The 16,081-nt window shown below is 54.7% G+C and carries 13 protein-coding genes and 2 tRNA genes; 11 read left to right on the forward strand and 4 right to left on the reverse strand.

Annotation, left to right across the window (positions count from 1 at the left end; translation table 11 throughout):
• The first annotated feature begins 109 nt into the window (after positions 1 to 109).
• Positions 110 to 2,977 carry a DNA methyltransferase gene (locus tag VHE12_03400; GenBank protein ID HVZ79829.1) on the forward strand — a complete coding sequence of 956 codons (2,868 nt, stop codon included), beginning with the start codon at positions 110 to 112 and terminating at the stop codon, positions 2,975 to 2,977.
• 193 nt (positions 2,978 to 3,170) lie between these two features.
• Here the strand turns inward: VHE12_03400 and VHE12_03405 are convergent, their stop codons facing one another.
• Positions 3,171 to 3,449: a hypothetical protein gene (locus tag VHE12_03405; GenBank protein HVZ79830.1), complete on the reverse strand. Its 279-nt coding sequence runs from the start codon at positions 3,447 to 3,449 to the stop codon at positions 3,171 to 3,173.
• Positions 3,450 to 3,882: 433 nt separating this feature from the next.
• Between VHE12_03405 and VHE12_03410 the strand changes: the two genes are divergently transcribed.
• The 8 genes from VHE12_03410 to VHE12_03445 all read left to right on the forward strand — a co-directional run bounded on the left by VHE12_03410 (position 3,883) and on the right by VHE12_03445 (position 10,663).
• Positions 3,883 to 5,679, forward strand: a complete 1,797-nt coding sequence (locus VHE12_03410) for a TraM recognition domain-containing protein (protein ID HVZ79831.1) — start codon at positions 3,883 to 3,885, stop codon at positions 5,677 to 5,679.
• Positions 5,669 to 6,544, forward strand: coding sequence for a hypothetical protein (locus VHE12_03415; GenBank protein ID HVZ79832.1), 876 nt, complete (start codon positions 5,669 to 5,671; stop codon positions 6,542 to 6,544). The genes VHE12_03410 and VHE12_03415 overlap by 11 nt, the downstream gene beginning before the upstream one ends.
• 588 nt (positions 6,545 to 7,132) lie before the next feature.
• Complete coding sequence (locus VHE12_03420; GenBank protein ID HVZ79833.1) at positions 7,133 to 8,239, forward strand: site-specific integrase; 1,107 nt, start codon at positions 7,133 to 7,135, stop codon at positions 8,237 to 8,239.
• 36 nt (positions 8,240 to 8,275) lie between these two features.
• A tRNA-Ser gene (locus VHE12_03425) sits at positions 8,276 to 8,362 on the forward strand.
• Positions 8,363 to 8,571: 209 nt separating this feature from the next.
• A tRNA-Ser gene (locus VHE12_03430) sits at positions 8,572 to 8,663 on the forward strand.
• Positions 8,664 to 8,997: 334 nt separating this feature from the next.
• The gene (locus tag VHE12_03435) at positions 8,998 to 9,564 is read left to right on the forward strand and encodes a hypothetical protein (GenBank protein HVZ79834.1); all 567 of its coding nucleotides are present in this window, start codon (positions 8,998 to 9,000) and stop codon (positions 9,562 to 9,564) included.
• A 20-nt stretch (positions 9,565 to 9,584) separates the two neighbouring features.
• Positions 9,585 to 10,220: a DUF6062 family protein gene (locus tag VHE12_03440; protein HVZ79835.1), complete on the forward strand. Its 636-nt coding sequence runs from the start codon at positions 9,585 to 9,587 to the stop codon at positions 10,218 to 10,220.
• The gene (locus VHE12_03445; protein ID HVZ79836.1) at positions 10,220 to 10,663 is read left to right on the forward strand and encodes a DUF1844 domain-containing protein; all 444 of its coding nucleotides are present in this window, start codon (positions 10,220 to 10,222) and stop codon (positions 10,661 to 10,663) included. Before VHE12_03440 ends, VHE12_03445 begins: the two co-directional genes overlap by 1 nt.
• A gap of 347 nt (positions 10,664 to 11,010) precedes the next feature.
• On the opposite strand, the gene VHE12_03450 is transcribed toward VHE12_03445, so the two are convergent.
• The 3 genes from VHE12_03450 to VHE12_03460 all read right to left on the reverse strand — a co-directional run bounded on the left by VHE12_03450 (position 11,011) and on the right by VHE12_03460 (position 13,292).
• Positions 11,011 to 12,129, reverse strand: coding sequence for a glycosyltransferase (locus tag VHE12_03450; GenBank protein ID HVZ79837.1), 1,119 nt, complete (start codon positions 12,127 to 12,129; stop codon positions 11,011 to 11,013).
• 79 nt (positions 12,130 to 12,208) lie between these two features.
• On the reverse strand, positions 12,209 to 12,730 hold the full coding sequence (locus VHE12_03455; GenBank protein HVZ79838.1) for a peroxiredoxin: 522 nt from the start codon (positions 12,728 to 12,730) through the stop codon (positions 12,209 to 12,211).
• A 94-nt stretch (positions 12,731 to 12,824) separates the two neighbouring features.
• Positions 12,825 to 13,292, reverse strand: coding sequence for a transcriptional repressor (locus VHE12_03460; GenBank protein ID HVZ79839.1), 468 nt, complete (start codon positions 13,290 to 13,292; stop codon positions 12,825 to 12,827).
• Positions 13,293 to 13,387: 95 nt separating this feature from the next.
• Between VHE12_03460 and VHE12_03465 the strand changes: the two genes are divergently transcribed.
• Together VHE12_03465 and tkt are read left to right on the forward strand one after the other, a co-directional pair.
• Positions 13,388 to 13,825 carry a DUF2203 domain-containing protein gene (locus tag VHE12_03465; protein HVZ79840.1) on the forward strand — a complete coding sequence of 146 codons (438 nt, stop codon included), beginning with the start codon at positions 13,388 to 13,390 and terminating at the stop codon, positions 13,823 to 13,825.
• Between the two features lie 71 nt (positions 13,826 to 13,896).
• A complete protein-coding gene (gene tkt, locus VHE12_03470) occupies positions 13,897 to 15,903 on the forward strand; it encodes a transketolase (protein ID HVZ79841.1) in 2,007 nt (668 codons plus the stop codon).
• Positions 15,904 to 16,081: the final 178 nt, after the last annotated feature.

The following is a 16,081-nucleotide window of genomic DNA, read 5'->3' on the forward strand; positions in this document are numbered from 1 at the left end:
AGGGTGTTCCCTCCCCTGCACCTCTCCCCTGCTTTTAATACTTTCCACAACACCGAATCATTTAAAATACACAAATGTTTAAAACAAACCAATTTTCGGAACTTTTATGATCCGCCTATCATGGAATGAAATTCGTGACCGTGCCCTTAAATTTTCGGGGAACTGGAAAGATGTATCTAGCGAAGACGGCGAAGCGCAAACATTTTGGAATGAATTCTTTGAAATTTTTGGAATAAGAAGACGAACCGTCGCTTCTTTTGAAGAGCCTGTTCGTACCATCAAGGGAAAATATCACTTTATTGACCTGTTTTGGAAAGGCGTTCTATTAGTCGAACACAAATCAAAAGGCAAAGACTTAAGCAAGGCGTCATCCCAGGCCTTTTCCTATATCCAAGACCTGGTTAATGAAGGCCGTGAAAATGATATCCCTCGCTTCGTAGTCATATCCGATTTCTCACGATTTGTTATCTACGACTTAGAAAGCGACCCTTCCCTTCTCCCTTCCAAAAAAGTTCCAATAGAACTATCCGAAAGCCCAGCTACTTTTGGGTCTCAAGAATTTCAGCTAAAGGATTTAAATAAGAACATTCGTTCTTTTGCCTTTTTGCGAGGTGAAAAGCCAGTCAAAAGGAACCCGGAAGATCCAGCCAATATTGAAGCAGCTGAAATCATGGGGAAACTTCATAAGGCGCTAGAAAGCGGTGGGTTCGAAGGTCATGACCTGGAAAGGTTCCTGGTTCGTATTTTGTTTTGCCTGTTCGCAGAAGATTCTCTTGTATTTGAGCCTAATTTATTCTCCCAATTCATCCTCAATCATACCCGTGAAGACGGGTCCGATCTTGGTTCACAACTTAACCGACTTTTCGAAATATTAAATACTCCGGAGACTACTCGTCAAAAATCATTGGATGAAGATTTGGCATCTTTTCCATATGTAAATGGCGACCTGTTTAAAGAAAGATTAGCCTTTGCCGATTTCAATAAACAAATGAGGGATGCTTTAATTTCTTGCGCGAAATTCAATTGGAGTCGTATTTCTCCGGCCGTTTTCGGCTCCATGTTTCAATCGATTATGGAAAAAGCAGAGAGACGTGGTCAGGGAGCGCACTATACAAGCGAAGCAGACATTTTAAAAATTGTTCGCCCTTTGTTCTTGGATGATCTTTACATCGAATTTAATACGATTAAAAACGACCGTTCTTCCAGACGCCAAGGCCGCTTTGAAGATTTCCGAAAGAAGTTATCCGGGTTGAAGTTTTTAGACCCGGCTTGTGGCTGCGGAAACTTTTTGGTTATTACGTATCGTGAGTTAAGACTTTTAGAATTGGAAGTTCTTAAAGAAGCTTTTGCCGGGCAAATGGATCAAATGGTATTGAGTTCTGAGGATGTTTATAGGCTTTCGCGAGTAAATGTTGATCAAATGTTCGGCATTGAACTTTCAGAATGGCCAGCACGCATTGCAGAAGTCGCCCTTTGGCTTACAGATCACCAAATGAATCAAGAAGTTTCGAATGCTTTTCATCAGTTATATATTCGAATTCCTTTAAAACAATCTCCCCATATCAAATGTGCAAACGCTCTTAATTTCGATTGGACTGAATTACTGCCAAACACAGAATGTAGCTTTATTTTAGGAAATCCTCCTTTTGTTGGCAAAAAGGCCAGAGACAAAAATCAACAAAACGACATGGAAAAGGTATTTGGAAAAGGCGATGGTTCAGGTGTTCTAGATTATGTTTGTTGCTGGTACCGGAAGGCCGCCGAATACATACACAATACAAAAATAGGAGTTGGTTTCGTTTCTACCAATTCGATATCCCAAGGAGAACAACCAGGAATCCTTTGGCCTACTTTATTTGGAAAATATGGTCTTAAAATTTGGTTTGGCTACCGCACTTTCCCGTGGGAAAGCGAGGCAAAAGGAAAAGCAAATGTTCATGTTGTAATCATTGGTTTCGGTGCTTTCGAGAGGAAACCCAAATACATTTTTGAGTTGTTGGATGAAAAAGAAGGATTCCTTCGTACCGAAGTTAGCAATATCAGCCCATATATTTCCGAAGGGCCTGACACAGCCATAGAAGAAAGAAAGACTCCTATAAGCCCAAATATCCCCGAGATGTATTTCGGTAACATGCCTAATGACGATGGAAACTTCCTTTTAACCAATGATGAAAAAGATGATTTAATAAAAAAGGAACCAAAAGCAAAAAAGGTTATTCGCCCATTTTTAAGCTCGAAAGAATTTCTCAGGAATATCCCCAGATGGTGCATTTGGCTTAAAGATATCGAACCAAACCTAATAAACGATTTAAAAGAGATTAAAAACAGAATTGAACTAGTAAAAAAGTATAGATCGGAGAGCGACCGAGAAGCGACTCGAAAGCTCGCTGCTTACCCGTCATTGTTTGGAGAAATTCGACAACCAAAAACATCTTTCGTTCTTGTTCCGAGGCATAGTTCCGAAAATCGCAGATATATCCCAATGTCCTATTTTGGGCCAGAAAATATTGTTGCTGATAGTTGTCTTTTTCTTCCTGAAGCCACTTACTTTCACTTTGGAATATTGAATTCAACAATGCACATGGCATGGGTAAGACAAATTTGCGGGAGATTAGAAAGTCGATACAGGTACTCTGTTGGTTTGGTTTATAACAACTTCCCTTGGCCAGAGAATCCCAATGAGAGGCAACAAGAGAAAGTTGAAGAAGCTGCGAAGGCTGTCCTTGCTGCAAGACAATCACATCCAACTTCTAATTTGGCCGATCTTTATGACCCATTAAGTATGCCATCCAATTTGAATAAAGCTCATGCCGAGTTAGATAGAGAAGTAGAAAAATGTTATAGAAAGGAACCTTTTGAAAGCGACCGAAAGAGGTTCGAGTTTCTTTTTGATTTGTACCTCAAAGCCCGGAGCCCATTGGTCTCGGAACCAATCGCAGGGAAAATAGTTTCAAGAAAACGAAAAAAACAACATTGACTAGGAGGCGAAATGTCTTACTTTAAAAATGCTGAGTTCGAATATGGAATTGAATTTGTGTGCGACTGCTTTCCAAAAAATAAATTCCAAGAAGAAGTTTCAGGCAAAAGAACCGAACTAAAAGCCACCGCCACATTTTCTAACCCCATCTATTCCAAAATCCTTTATGTGGCTGCAAGATTTTGTGTAGACGTCATGGATGGACTTCTTCGTTTCTTTCGTTGGCTAGATGGGCAGACTGTAACCTCAGAACCAAAATCCGAACCAGACGCTCTATGATCGGCTTTTTCTTAACCATCTCTTTCTGATACATCTCAATAATTATTTCTCCGTATTGAACTAAACTTTCAGTCCACTCCAAAACTTCCCCCATCGTCATTTCCCGATTCGCTTTTTCCTCAAACAGTTTTTTTCCTCTCAAAAGAAGGTCGTCGGAATACTTTGCGGAATAGGTGTGCAATGATTTTTTCATTTTCCCAATTTAATTGAAAAACTTTTTTTCTTATTGATGTACGAATTAAGACTTCGTTAAATCCAAAACCTTTATATACAAAGAAAATTTATAGCCTCGAACCATTAACTGATATACGATAAACACCGAAAAAGTTTTGACGAATTTCGACGAAAGGAATAAATTCACCACCATGAAGAAAGAAAAACGTGGACGCAAAAGCCTAGGCGGTTTGAGGATCATTCTTCGCTTGACCCCCCAGCAAGTGGAGCTCTTGAGGGTCAGGCAGGAACAAACCGGGTCAAGCCGTACCGAGCTTATTCGGAGGGCCATTGACGAATACTACGCCGATAAGCGCCACAACAATGATTGGAGAAAGTCTCCCAAAGCCTGACCTGGCGGGGACCGCCAGGAAGTGTGGAACGGAGGCGGTCTCCGGAAAGCCAGGTGCGGTATGTCAAACGACTCGAAGCTGAGCTTCAACCAGATCATTTGGATGGTTCTAACTCCTCCCCTCTTTTTCCTGGTCATTGACCTCCTGCGATATCTCGCGGGGTTCGATGGCTCCTCCAGTTTCATCGGGAATATCCCCCTCAATGTCATCCGGCCCCCGATGTTCCTCTTCCTGCTTTCCTGCCTTCCCTACCCGACCGCCTTCTATTTCCGCCATAGCGACAAAATATTCTTCATCACCAAGGTGGCTATTAGTTTGTCTGTGGCCATTGACCTTCTCGAATACGTCGCCCCTGAGTACGGCCTCCCCTATTGGGTGGGCTTAAGTCTTTTGACCATCCTGGGAACCTGGGGTCTCGTTTGGAAAGCGGATGTCGGGAGAAAACCGGACGCGGGACCTTATCCCCTGACCGTGGACAAGGCGGGCCGGAAAGGATTCCCGACCGACTCCCTCCATATGAACGTCCAGATCGTGGGCGGAACGGGAACCGGCAAGACCCATTTCGTCATCAAACCCTTCATTGAGCAGACCATCCATCAGGGCTTGGGATGCTTCGTCTTTGACGTGAAAGGAAACTTACGTCGGGACGTGGCTTACTACCTGAAGACCTCAAGTTATTCAGGCCGCAAAGGCCTCCTCTACTTTGACGTGGACGATCCACGGGGCTCCGATACCTACAACCCCCTTTACGGTTCCAACCCCGACGCCATCGCCAACCGGGTCTTCACCGCCCTCTATTACGACAATACCCGGACGGAACCCTATTACGTGGAATTGGGCAAGGCTTTCCTGCACAACCTGGTGGGACTCCTGAAGAAGGAGATCAAGACCCTGACCTTCCTGGACCTGCTCCTGGCCACGGAGGAGACGGACACCTTTCGAACCATCCATTGGTTCTGCGCCAAACACCCTGATACCCCCTACGCGAGGTACTTCCGCAACCAATGGCTGACGAAGCCCGGCAAACAGCGCCAGGAAGAGCTGTCGGGCTTGGTGACCAAGCTCCAGCGCTTCTGCAACAGCGAGTGGGCCCATCTCTTGAACGTCCGGGACCCCAACATCCGCATGGAGGACGTCGTGAAGAACGACCGGATCTTCCTCTTCTCCCCCAACGCGGCGAAATACCCCGACGACGCCAAGCCGCTCTCCATCCTGGCCATGATGGACCTCTCCGAACAGGTCGCCGACCGCTACCGGAACCGACCCGAGAAACCCTTCCGGGTCTTCCTGGACGAGTTCTACAACCTGGCCTATCCCCGCTTCATTGACTTCATTAACAAATGCCGTGAAGCGAAAGTGAACCTCTTTTTGGCCCACCAATCCCTGGGGGACTTGAGCGGGATATCCCAGGAGTTCCTGGAGCAGGTCATGAACACGGCCCGGAACAAGATCGTCTTGGGGGTGGACGACCCGGCAACGGCGGAACACTTTGCCCGGCAATTCGGGACCGAACTGGACCAGGACTACCAAGTGGAATCCTTCAAGTCGGACGGGACCATGGCGGGCTATTCCAAACCCAAGGTGGAGAAGTTCCGGTTCCACCCCAACCTCATCAAGGCCTTGCGGCCCGGCGCGGCCATCGTGAAGGTGGTGGGAACGGCGGGGGTCCACATTTTTGAGGCCTCCCTGAGACCGGCTTCCCCCGTCCCGGAGACCTATGAGCCTGGGGCCTCCCATTTCCGCAGGTCGGGGGGCTTGGTGAACGAAAGCTCCCTGGAAGAGGTCATGAAGCCCAAACCCTGGGACAAGCCCCAGGAGAGGAAGGACGGCGGCATGGGGGACGAAAATGCGGCCTGACCCCACCCTGGAACCCAAGGACGTGGAGACCCTGGCCTATCTCCACTCCAATAAGTTCATGACCCCCAGGCTCTTCCACCGGAAATTCCACCCCGAACAGACCTACGCAACCGCCTGTTCCCGCTTGCGGGCCCTGGAAGCCAAGGGGCTGGTCTTGAGGGTCCGGAAGTTCCAGAACGACGACAACTACTTTTACCTGTCCCGGAAGGCCTTGAAGCAGCTTTCCGGGCTGGCCCGCATCCTGACCACCCCCGAGATCCGGTCCCCCCACATCAACCCCTTTGAGAGGGAGCACGACAAGAGGGTGGTGGCAATGCGGGTCCAGATCGAGGCGGAAGGGGGCCTGGAGGGATTGGCCTGGTTGTCCGACTACGAGATGCGGTGCGGCCTCAAGTTCGAATGGAAGAGGGCTTTGGAGGCCGGGGCGGGCTGGGACCTGGCAGGCAAGGTCAAACCCCGGAGGGTCCACCACCGTACCCCGGACGGTTACTTCGAAGGAACCCTGGAAGGCCGGGCCTGTTCCTTCGTCCTGGAATACGAGCACTCGGCTTACAACCGGGACAAGATGGCCGGGATGGTCCTGAACCTGAGACGGGACTTCCCGGAAGCCTTCCGCTTGGTGGTCAGCCGGGACAAGGCCCACGCCGTCCGCATGATGAACGGCTTGGCCACCTTCCTCCAGGGAGACCCCAGGGAGGCTGCCCTCTGGGGGTTCAACTTCTTCGAGAAGGTGGACCGACTGCCCTTCCGCCGGGTGCCCTGGGCCAGGCTGGGTGGAGGCTACCTGCCTTTCGTGAAGGACCCCATCCTGAAGTCCTTGGCGGCACCGGAAGCCGTTCCAATGGCGGAAGGGATGACGGCATGAGGTTTCAACGGAGCTTTATTCCGGTTAAAGGGAAAAAGACCCGGAACACCCGCACCCACAAGGAGTTTGGTTGTTCTTCGACGCCAGCCCCCACTCCCCCAGGATCAATAGAGATGACCTGGAATTCGGGAGTGGGGGCTGGCTTCTTGAACAACCAAGTGGCTGCGGGTGCAGGACTCGAAGGATTAGGAGTTAAGACGAAAGACGAACACCGTGGAAAACCCCCCGTGGTGTCCCTGATGGGACGGGCGGGGTTTTCCACACCTTTCCCTGAAGGTATCCCCTTCGGGGATCTGTATCTATCAACTTCCATCCAAGGAGGCCGGATATGGCGGACCGTCGAAAAGCTGACCGTAGGGCTGCAAGCCAGGATTGTCTCTTGTCGGAAAGGCAGGTAGCCGAGCTGGCCAAGGTATCGGTGAACACCGTCCGCTACTGGCGGCAAACGGGGCTCCTGCCCTCCGTAAAGGTGGGTAAGTACCCCCGGATTTGGGCCTCCGTCTTCGACCAAGTCTTCCAAAAACCGACCCCCCTTTCGGCTTGGGCGGCTGGTAAAATGCCTTCTGCTGGGGACATTAGGAGGCCGTTATGAGCAAACCTAATGTTCATGGACTGCCCCAACACCTCCGCAAGGACGGCAAGGGGTATTTCCTGGATTACTTCGTGAAGGAAGGAGGGTTAAGGAGACGCAAAAGGGTAAGGCTGGGCCAGATACCATTGGCCCAGGCCAAGCGCATCTTGGCGGAGCACACCAAGGAGATCGTCGCGGGGGAATTCCTGCCGGGCGATAAGCCGCAGGTGAGCTTCGACGAGGCGGCGGAAGCCTTCCTGGCCTTTTCAATGGCGAGGAAAAAAAGCTACAAAAGGGACACCCATTCGGTGAAGGCCCTCAAGGCCTTTTTCGGCGGGCGGCCCCTGATAAGCCTGACGCCAAGCTTGGTGGAAGATTACCTGACCGAGCGCCAAAAAAAGGCCGAGGCAAAGGGCAAGACGCTAAAGGGAGCCACCTTGAACCGCGAGATCGCCTGTCTCAAGACCATCGCCCGTAGGGCGGTCTTGGACCGGAAGATCGAATGGAACCCGGTGGTGGGGGTGCGGATGTTCCGGGAGACTTCCCGGAATCGGACGCTGACCCCCGAGGAATACCGGAGGCTCTTGGAGAACTGCTCCCCCCATTACCGGCCCGTCGTGCAGGTGGCTTACGTCACCGGCATGAGACGGGGCGAGATAACGGGGCTCAAATGGGAACAGGTGGACTTGAAGGAAGGTGTCATCACCTTGAAGTCCGAGGACACCAAGACCCAGGAGGCCCGGGAGATACCGCTGGACGAGGGTTTGATCGACCTTTTCCGGAAAGTTCCCAAAGTTTTGGGCAGTCCTTTTGTCTTCAATTTCCGGGGCCACGGGCTAAAGGACCCGAAAACAGCTTTCCTCCGGGCGTGCCAACGTGCTAGTATTTCGGACTTTCATTTCCACGATTTACGGCACTGCGCGGTCACGAACTTCCGGAAAGCCGGGGTCAGTGATTCCACGATCATGTCAATCTCGGGACATAAGACGCACGCGGTCTTCAGAAGATACGACCGCATCGACCGGGGCGACCGAAAGGAAGCCTTGAGGCGGGTCCGGATGTTGGCCAATGACACGGGAATGACACCAGAGGGTCTTTCGAAAGCTCAAGGGTTCGGAGGGTGATCCCGATTCGTTGCAGCGTAAGTGTTTTACGGAGATGGAGGGTTAGTCCTAATTGGTAAGGCAGTGGACTTGAAATCCACCGGGGGAAACCCCTTGCAGGTTCGAGTCCTGCACCCTCCGCCACATGGAAGGAATGGACTTTCCATCCCTTCCATGTGGCTTAGTGTGTTGAAGGACGAGAACCGTAGGTTCGGCGCCGCCAAAAGCGGCGGGACAAAAGTTTCCATCAAGAAGAGACGACTATAAATGTTTCTTTTGTCCGGATCTGCCCCTCTTCCGCTTTCGGTTGGTTAGCTGTTGATTTTTTGATCTAGTTCTCTTTTTAAGCGATCGGAGAGGTGGCCGAGCGGCTTAAGGCGACGGTTTGCTAAACCGTTGGAGGGGTAACACCCTCTCGAGGGTTCGAATCCCTCCCTCTCCGCCATAGAAAGGGGCGCTCGAAGGGCGCCTCGTTCTATGGCTTTCATACAAAAGATTCGAACCCTCGGGTTCGGGGTCGCCCAAGGCGGCCGGACGAAAGTTTCGATCAGGAAGAACCGGTGATGACTGTTTCTTTCGTCCTGACCTCCCTCTCAAGTGGGTTTCGAGCCCATAGGGTCCGGATTCTTTCTTGTCTCGTATTTAGTATTCCCGCCCCTCACCGACCTCTACCTCTAGTTGTCCGCCCTTCCCATGGCCCCGAACACCAGTATTTCCTTACCCCCTGTCCTTCCCTCGGGTAAAATATCGTTATTCGCTATACCTATGAGGAGACACCTTTGAACACCTTCCTGAGAAACGCCTCGTTCGTAGCCCTTCTGGCGCTGTCGGCGGCGCTCCTTCCCGCCTGCGGTAGCAAATCGAACGTCCAAAGCGACAAAGCCCCCGAGACCGTCCTGAACCCCGAGACCACCCCCACCGTCGAGACCTCCGTCTCCACCGGCGACGAGAACGGCACCTCCATCCGCACCCACGTCCAGAAGTCCTATACCGCCAAGATCCACCGCACCAAGGGCCCCAACTCCACCACCACCGTCGTGACCACGCCCACCGATGCCACCCCGGTCATCACCCCGGCCGCCACCCAGAACACCGCTCCCATGGAAAGCACCCCGGCGCCGGTCAAGAAGTCCAGCGGCCCCCACTGGTTCCTCTGGTTCCTGGTGCTGGTCGTCTTGGGCGGGATCGGCTGGTACTTCTGGCAGAAGAACCAGGAAGACTTCACGAACCAGTCGCCCAAGCCCCCCACGGGCGGGCTCTCCCCGGTGAGCGGTTTCACCGCGGTGCGTTCCAGCATCGATAACGAAGAAAAAAAGCCTTCCATCTGGACCCGGAAGCTTTTCTGAACCCCATCTTGGGCTGATGCATGCCGTCCTTCGCCGATCCGGACCGTTTCCTGTCCCTGTTCCAACCCGACCGTTGCCCCCTTTGCTTCACCGTGCGCAACTATGCCTATGAGCACCTGCGTTCCCTCCTGGATGAATCCGTCACCGATCCCGTCACCCGCGACAAGCTCTTCGGTTCCAAGGGCTTCTGCCGCCACCACGCCTGGATGGGCGTGCACCAGCGCCAGGCCTTGGGGATGGGCGTCATCTACGGGAGCCTGCTGGACCGGGGCTTGAAGGAGCTCTCCGCCCCGCCACGGCTCTTCAAGAAGAAGGACGCGCGGCCTTGTCCACTCTGCGTCTCCGAGGAGGAACGGGACCTGTCCGTCACCAAGGAATTCGCCCTGGCCTGGGACGAGTCGGAGGAGCTGCGCAAGGCCTTTGGCGAAAAGGGCATCCTCTGCCTGCCCCATCTCACCCGCACCCTGGACGAGAAGATGTCCACGGAAAAACGCAGGGAATTGGCGATGGCGGGGCGGAAAGCCCTGGAAAAGCTCGCCCAGGAATTGAATGAATTCCTCGAAAAACAAGACTATCATCGTTCCCAAGAGGCCCTCGGTAAGGAATGGGACGCCTGGGTGAGGGCGGTGCGAATGATCAGCGGCGAGAGGGATTGATGCCGGAACCGTTGAACTACAAAGACAACCGCGAGTGGGGCACCACCGACTACTACTTCATCGACCTGGTGGTCATGCTGGCCTCCTCGGCCAAGATCGACCTGGGCGAATTGGTGCACCCCTATTACAAGGATAAGGATCTCAACCTTCCTCGCGCCCGCATGACCATCAACATGATCACTTCGCTCATCAAGAAGACCTCGGGCAACCTGAACATCGAGGAAAAAAAGGTGCTGAGGGAAGTACTGGACGACCTGCAGAAGACCTACGTGGAGAAGACCAAGGAAAAGGCCAAGGCCGGCGGACCCGCGGCCGTCGTGCCCATGCCCGCCCGGCCCCTGGTGCCCACCCCTCCGACCCCCAAGAAGGACGTCAAGGAATGGATCTCCATGGTCCAACAGGAACTCGCCAAGAAAAAGCAGAACCCACCTAACAAGTCTTAACTTAAGAGCGTTATTTCATGGGACTATTTGGACCAAATGAGCATAAGTTTTTTATTCGGCCAGATCTCCAAGAACTCTATTTGAAATACTGGCCGCTTGAATTGTTAATGAAAGACATTCGACGAGTTTTTAAAGAATGCGTCTGCCCTATTCATATGGATTACGCCACTTCTCTCCCACATTTAGACGATTCATTGCATGGGTTTAAAGAATTCTCTATCGACGCCAATAAAACACTATGGGTTGTATTTCAATTTTGCTGCAAAAACTACAAACAAAATATGGAGACCCAATCACAAAACGTTCTTATTGATGCCTTAAAAATCAAAGGCATCAACCTGTAGGTTTTAAATCTTTCTTCCCTTCCAATGGCCCCGGCCCGTCAGGTGCCAGAAAACCGAATTGAACCCGATCAGCGAAAAGAGCAGGCAGCCCAAAGGATGGAACAACACCGATCCGCGGCTGAAGCCATAACGGAAGCTCTCGAGGGCGCGGACCCCGAAGGACACCAGGACCATGGCCAGCGCCGGTCCGAAGAGCGGGCCATCGGGACCCAAACAAAGCGCGACAAAAGGAGCCACTCCATCCAGGAGCAGGGCCGCCTGGGCGTTAAGAAAGAAAAGCGGGTTGAAGGCCACCGCCGAATAGAAATTCTTTGAAAAACCCTCCCAGACCTCCCGGGCATTGGTGTACATGCGGCAAAAGGAAAGGTCGGACCCGTCGCCATAGACCAGCTTGTAGCCGCCCCGCACGATGAGCTTGCCGAAGTTCAAGTCCTCCACGATCTCGTTCTTGACCCGCTCGTGCCCGCCGAAAGCGCGGTAGACCTTCTTTTGGATGAGGATGTATTGGCCGCTCACCCCGGCGAACTTCGAGAAGAAGCTGTCCTTGCGCAGCGACCACCGGGCGGGTAGGAAGGCCAGGAGCGTATAGGCCATGACCGGCACCACCAGCGCTTCCATCCAGGTCCCCGTGACCTGCCGGGTAAAAAGCGTCAGCACATCCGCTTTTTTCGCCAAAGCCATCTGGATGGACCGCTTCATGAGGTGGGGATGATGCCATGTGTCCGCGTCGGTGAAGAAGAACCATTCCCCTTTGGCTTTTTTTGCCAACTGCTGGCAAGCCCAGGGCTTCCCTTTCCAGCCCGGGGGCAATTCGGTTCCTGAAATCACCTTCAGCCGATGGTCTTTCCGGGCCCGCTTCCTCAACAACGCCAGGGTTCCATCCGTGGAGCGATCATCCAGGACGATCAATTCGAATCTTGGATAATCCAAGGCCAGCAAGGTTTTGAGGCAGGGCTCGATCCGTAGTTCCTCGTTGCGGGCGGGGATCAGGATGGAGACGAAGGGCCACTTCTTGCGTCCCTTGTCCAGGGCGGGCGGTTTCTCGAAAAGGAGGGTGTTGTCCCAGGCAACGAAGAGCAGGTAGGCGACCAGGGACCACCAATAGATCGAAAGAATGAGCATTCGCGGGACCTTTTCATGGATCGGGACAATAAAAAAGGGGACCCCCTCTTGGGGGTCCCCTTCATTCTAACCTCGAAACTTAATTGATCGTCTTCTGGCCGGGGGTCCAGCCGCATCCGGTCAACTTGCCGGTCTCGAAGGCCGCCAAGGTGCGGATGGTCTCCTCCACGTTACGGCCGACGGCCGTGTCATTGATGGTGGCGTGCTTCAGGTTGCCGTCCGGATCGATGACGAAAGTGCCGCGCAGGGCGATGCCCTTATCCTCGATCAACACGCCGAAGGCGCGGGAGATCGTGTGGGCGGTGTCCGCCAAATGGGGGAACTTCAGCTTGCCCAGGCCCGCTTCCTGCCAGGCCTTGTGGCTATAAACGCTGTCGGTGGAGCAGGTGATGACCTCCGCCTTCATCTTCCCGAACTCCTCGTACTTCTCGTTGAACGCCTTGATCTCGGTCGGGCACACGAAAGTGAAGTCCAAGGGATAGAAGAACAACACCACCCATTTGCCCTTGTAGTCGGACAACTTGATGTCCTTGAATTCGCCGTTCGGCATCACCGCTTGGCCCTGGAAATCAGGGGCCTTTTGTCCTACTTGAACCGCCATAACCGCCTCCTTGTGTTTATTCCCACCATCCGGATGAGGACGGTAGTATCGATGACCCTTCCCCGGGGTTTCAACCCCCCGGCCATCCCGGGTCTTAGTTCCTCGCCTTGGTCCTGCGCTTGCCCGCGCAATCGGGGCAGTAGCCCTTGAAGTGCACCGAATAATCCACGACCTCGAAACCTTTTCCGGAGGCCGGGGGCAGGCGCAATTCCCGCACGCGGTCCTCCTCCAGATCCACCACCTTATGGCATTGCAGGCAGGTCAGATGATGATGCCGCTCAGTGTTCGGGTCATAACGGGCGGCGGACCCCAGATGGCTGGCCTTGTGCACGATCCCCAAGCGCACCAGGGTCTCCAGGACCCGGTAAACGGTGGTGCGGGAAAGGCCGGGCAGGCGCCCTTCGACCGCTTCGAAGACCTGGTCGGCGGTGGGATGGTCCACCCGGCCGGCCAGCGTCTCCAGGATGACCTGTCGTTGGCTGGTCAGGGGAAGTCCCTGTTCCCGGCAAAGCTCCTCGAAACGCTGGAGTTTTTCCTGGATGAAGGCGGGGCTGGGTTTCATGGTTGGTAATTTATTGCAACTAGTAATAGATGTCAACCTCTCCCTGCGCCTTTTTGCGTGGAGGGATGGGACCCCGCCCTTGGTACAATGACCCCATGGCCAACGACGACCTGCGCATCAAGACCCTGACCCTGGAGGAGGCCAATGCCCTCCTTCCTCAGGTCCGCTTGACCCTCAAGTCCCTCCGGGAACTGCGGGCGGCGATCCTGCGCGCCCAGGCCCAGGTGGAGATCGAGGAGATGACCCAAAGCTCCGCCCCCGGGGTCCTGACCCAGGAGGGCCACGCGGCGGTGGCCAAGTGGATGGAGGTCCTTCACTTCAACTCCAAGCGTTTCGAGGAGGACCTATCGGCCTTGGAGGAAAGCGGCGCCCACCTGAAGGACCTGGACACCGGACTGGTGGATTTCTACAGCCTCCGGGGCCGGGAGCTCATCTTCCTTTGCTGGAAGGAAGGTGAGGACGAGGTGACCCATTGGCACAGCCTGGAGGGCGGCTTCCGGGGCCGGCAGTCCCTCGACCCTCCCGTTTTCTGACCGGGCCCCACGTTTTTTTCGTCGAAATCCCTTAGAATCTCTGGACCCAAACGACCGATAAGGAGCCCGTCATGTCCAAGCCCTTCGACCAAGCCGACCAACTCGCCGTCGACACCATCCGGATGCTCGCCGTGGACGCCACCCGCCAGGCCAGCTCCGGCCACCCGGGTATGCCCATGGGCATGGCCCCCGCCGCCCACGTGCTCTGGACCCGCCACCTGAAGCACTCCCCCGCCAATTCCCTTTGGGTGGACCGGGACCGTTTCGTGCTTTCGGCCGGCCACGGCTCCATGCTCATCTACGCCCTTTTGCACTTGCACGGGTACAAAGTGACCCTGGACGACCTGAAACAATTCCGCCAATGGGGCAGCAAGACCCCGGGTCACCCCGAATTCGGCCACACCGACGGGGTCGAGACCACCACGGGACCGCTGGGCCAGGGTATCGCCACCGCCGTCGGGTTCGCCATGGGCGAGGCCATCATGGCCGCCCGCTTCGGCAAGGACCTGGTGGACCACCGCACCTGGGTCATCGCCTCCGATGGCGACGTGCAGGAAGGCGTTTCCCACGAGGCCTCTTCCCTGGCCGGCCATTTGAAGCTCGGCAAGCTCAAGGTGATCTACGACGACAACCATATCTCCATCGAAGGCGACACCAAGCTGGCCTTCACCGAGGACGTGCTCAAGCGCTATGAGGCCTACGGATGGCATACCCTGCGCGTGGACGATGCCAACGACCTAGAGGCGCTCGATAAGGCCATGACCGCCGCCGAGGCCGAGACTTCCCGCCCGTCGATCATCGCCGTCCGCTCCCACATCGGCTTTGGTAGCCCCTTGCAGGACAACTCCAAGGTGCACGGGTCGCCCCTGTCGCCCGACGACATCAAGAAGACCAAGGATTTCTTCAAGTGGCCCCAGGAACCCACCTTCCACGTGCCGGAGGAGGCCAAGAAGCGCTGCCTCGAATCGGTGGAGAAGGGCAAAAAGCTGGAGGCCGAATGGAACGCCCGCGGCAAGGACCGGATCAAGTCCGACCCCGAAGGTTTCAAGCAATTCACCCTGTCCCTGGCCAAGGACCTGCCGCCCGACCTGGAGAAAAAGCTGCCCGTCTTCCCCGCCGACGAGAAGGGACTGGCCACCCGTCAGGCCTCGAGCAAGGTCCTCAATGCCATCGCCAAGGAAGTGCCCTTCTTCTTCGGGGGCTCCGCCGACCTGGCCGAATCCAACCTTACCCTCATCGAGGGTGGCGGCGATTTCGAGGCGGGCCAATACAAGAACCGCATCTTCCACTTCGGCATCCGCGAGCACGGCATGGCCGCTTGCCTGAACGGCATGGCCCTGCACGGCGGTGTCATCCCCTTCGGCGGCACCTTCCTGATGTTCAACGACTATATGAAGCCCGCCTACCGCCTAGCCCACCTGATGGGCGTGCAATCCATCTTCGTCTTCACCCATGATTCGATCGGCCAAGGCGAGGACGGGCCGACCCACCAACCCGTGGAGACCCTGGCCGCCATGCGGGCTACGCCCAACGGCTGTGTGATCCGCCCCGCCGACGCCAACGAAAGCGCCTATGCCTGGCTGGCGGCGCTCCACCGCAAGAATGCGCCGACCGCCCTGGTCTTCTCCCGGCAGGCCTTGCCGACCTTCGATCGTTCCAAGCTGGCCCCGGCCTCGGGCACCCTCAAGGGCGCCTATGTGCTCTCGGAAGCCAAGGGTGGAAAACCCCAAGTGATCCTCATGGGCACTGGCTCCGAGGTTCAACTTTGCGTGAAGGCCCAGGAACTATTGGAAAAGGAAGGGATCGCCGCCCGCGTGGTGAGCTTCCCCTCCTGGGAACTCTTCGCCGCCCAATCGGATTCTTATAAAGAAGAAGTCCTGCCCTCCTCCGTTAAGGCCCGTGTGGCCGTGGAAGCAGCGACCAGTTTCGGCTGGCACCGCTGGACCGGGGACAAAGGCCGCTTCGTGACCCTGGAGCGCTTCGGCGCCAGCGCCCCCGGCGGCGTGGCCCTAAAGAACCTGGGTTTCACCGCGGAAAAAGTGGTCGAAGCGGCGAAGGACTCAATAAAGAACCTATAACCATGTCATTGCGAGGAATGAACGCCGATTAGGCATTCGCCAATGACGAAGCAATCTCAGTTCCAAAATACACTCCTTGGGAAAAGGCATATTTAGACTGAGGTCGCCTCGTCGTGATCGCCCCGCTATTCACGGGGCACTCCTCGCGATGACAACGAACCACTCATCGTTTCCAGGG

This window comes from bacterium, assembly GCA_035549195.1.
Lineage (GTDB): Bacteria > Oederibacteriota > Muellerivitia > Muellerivitales > Muellerivitaceae > DASZRK01.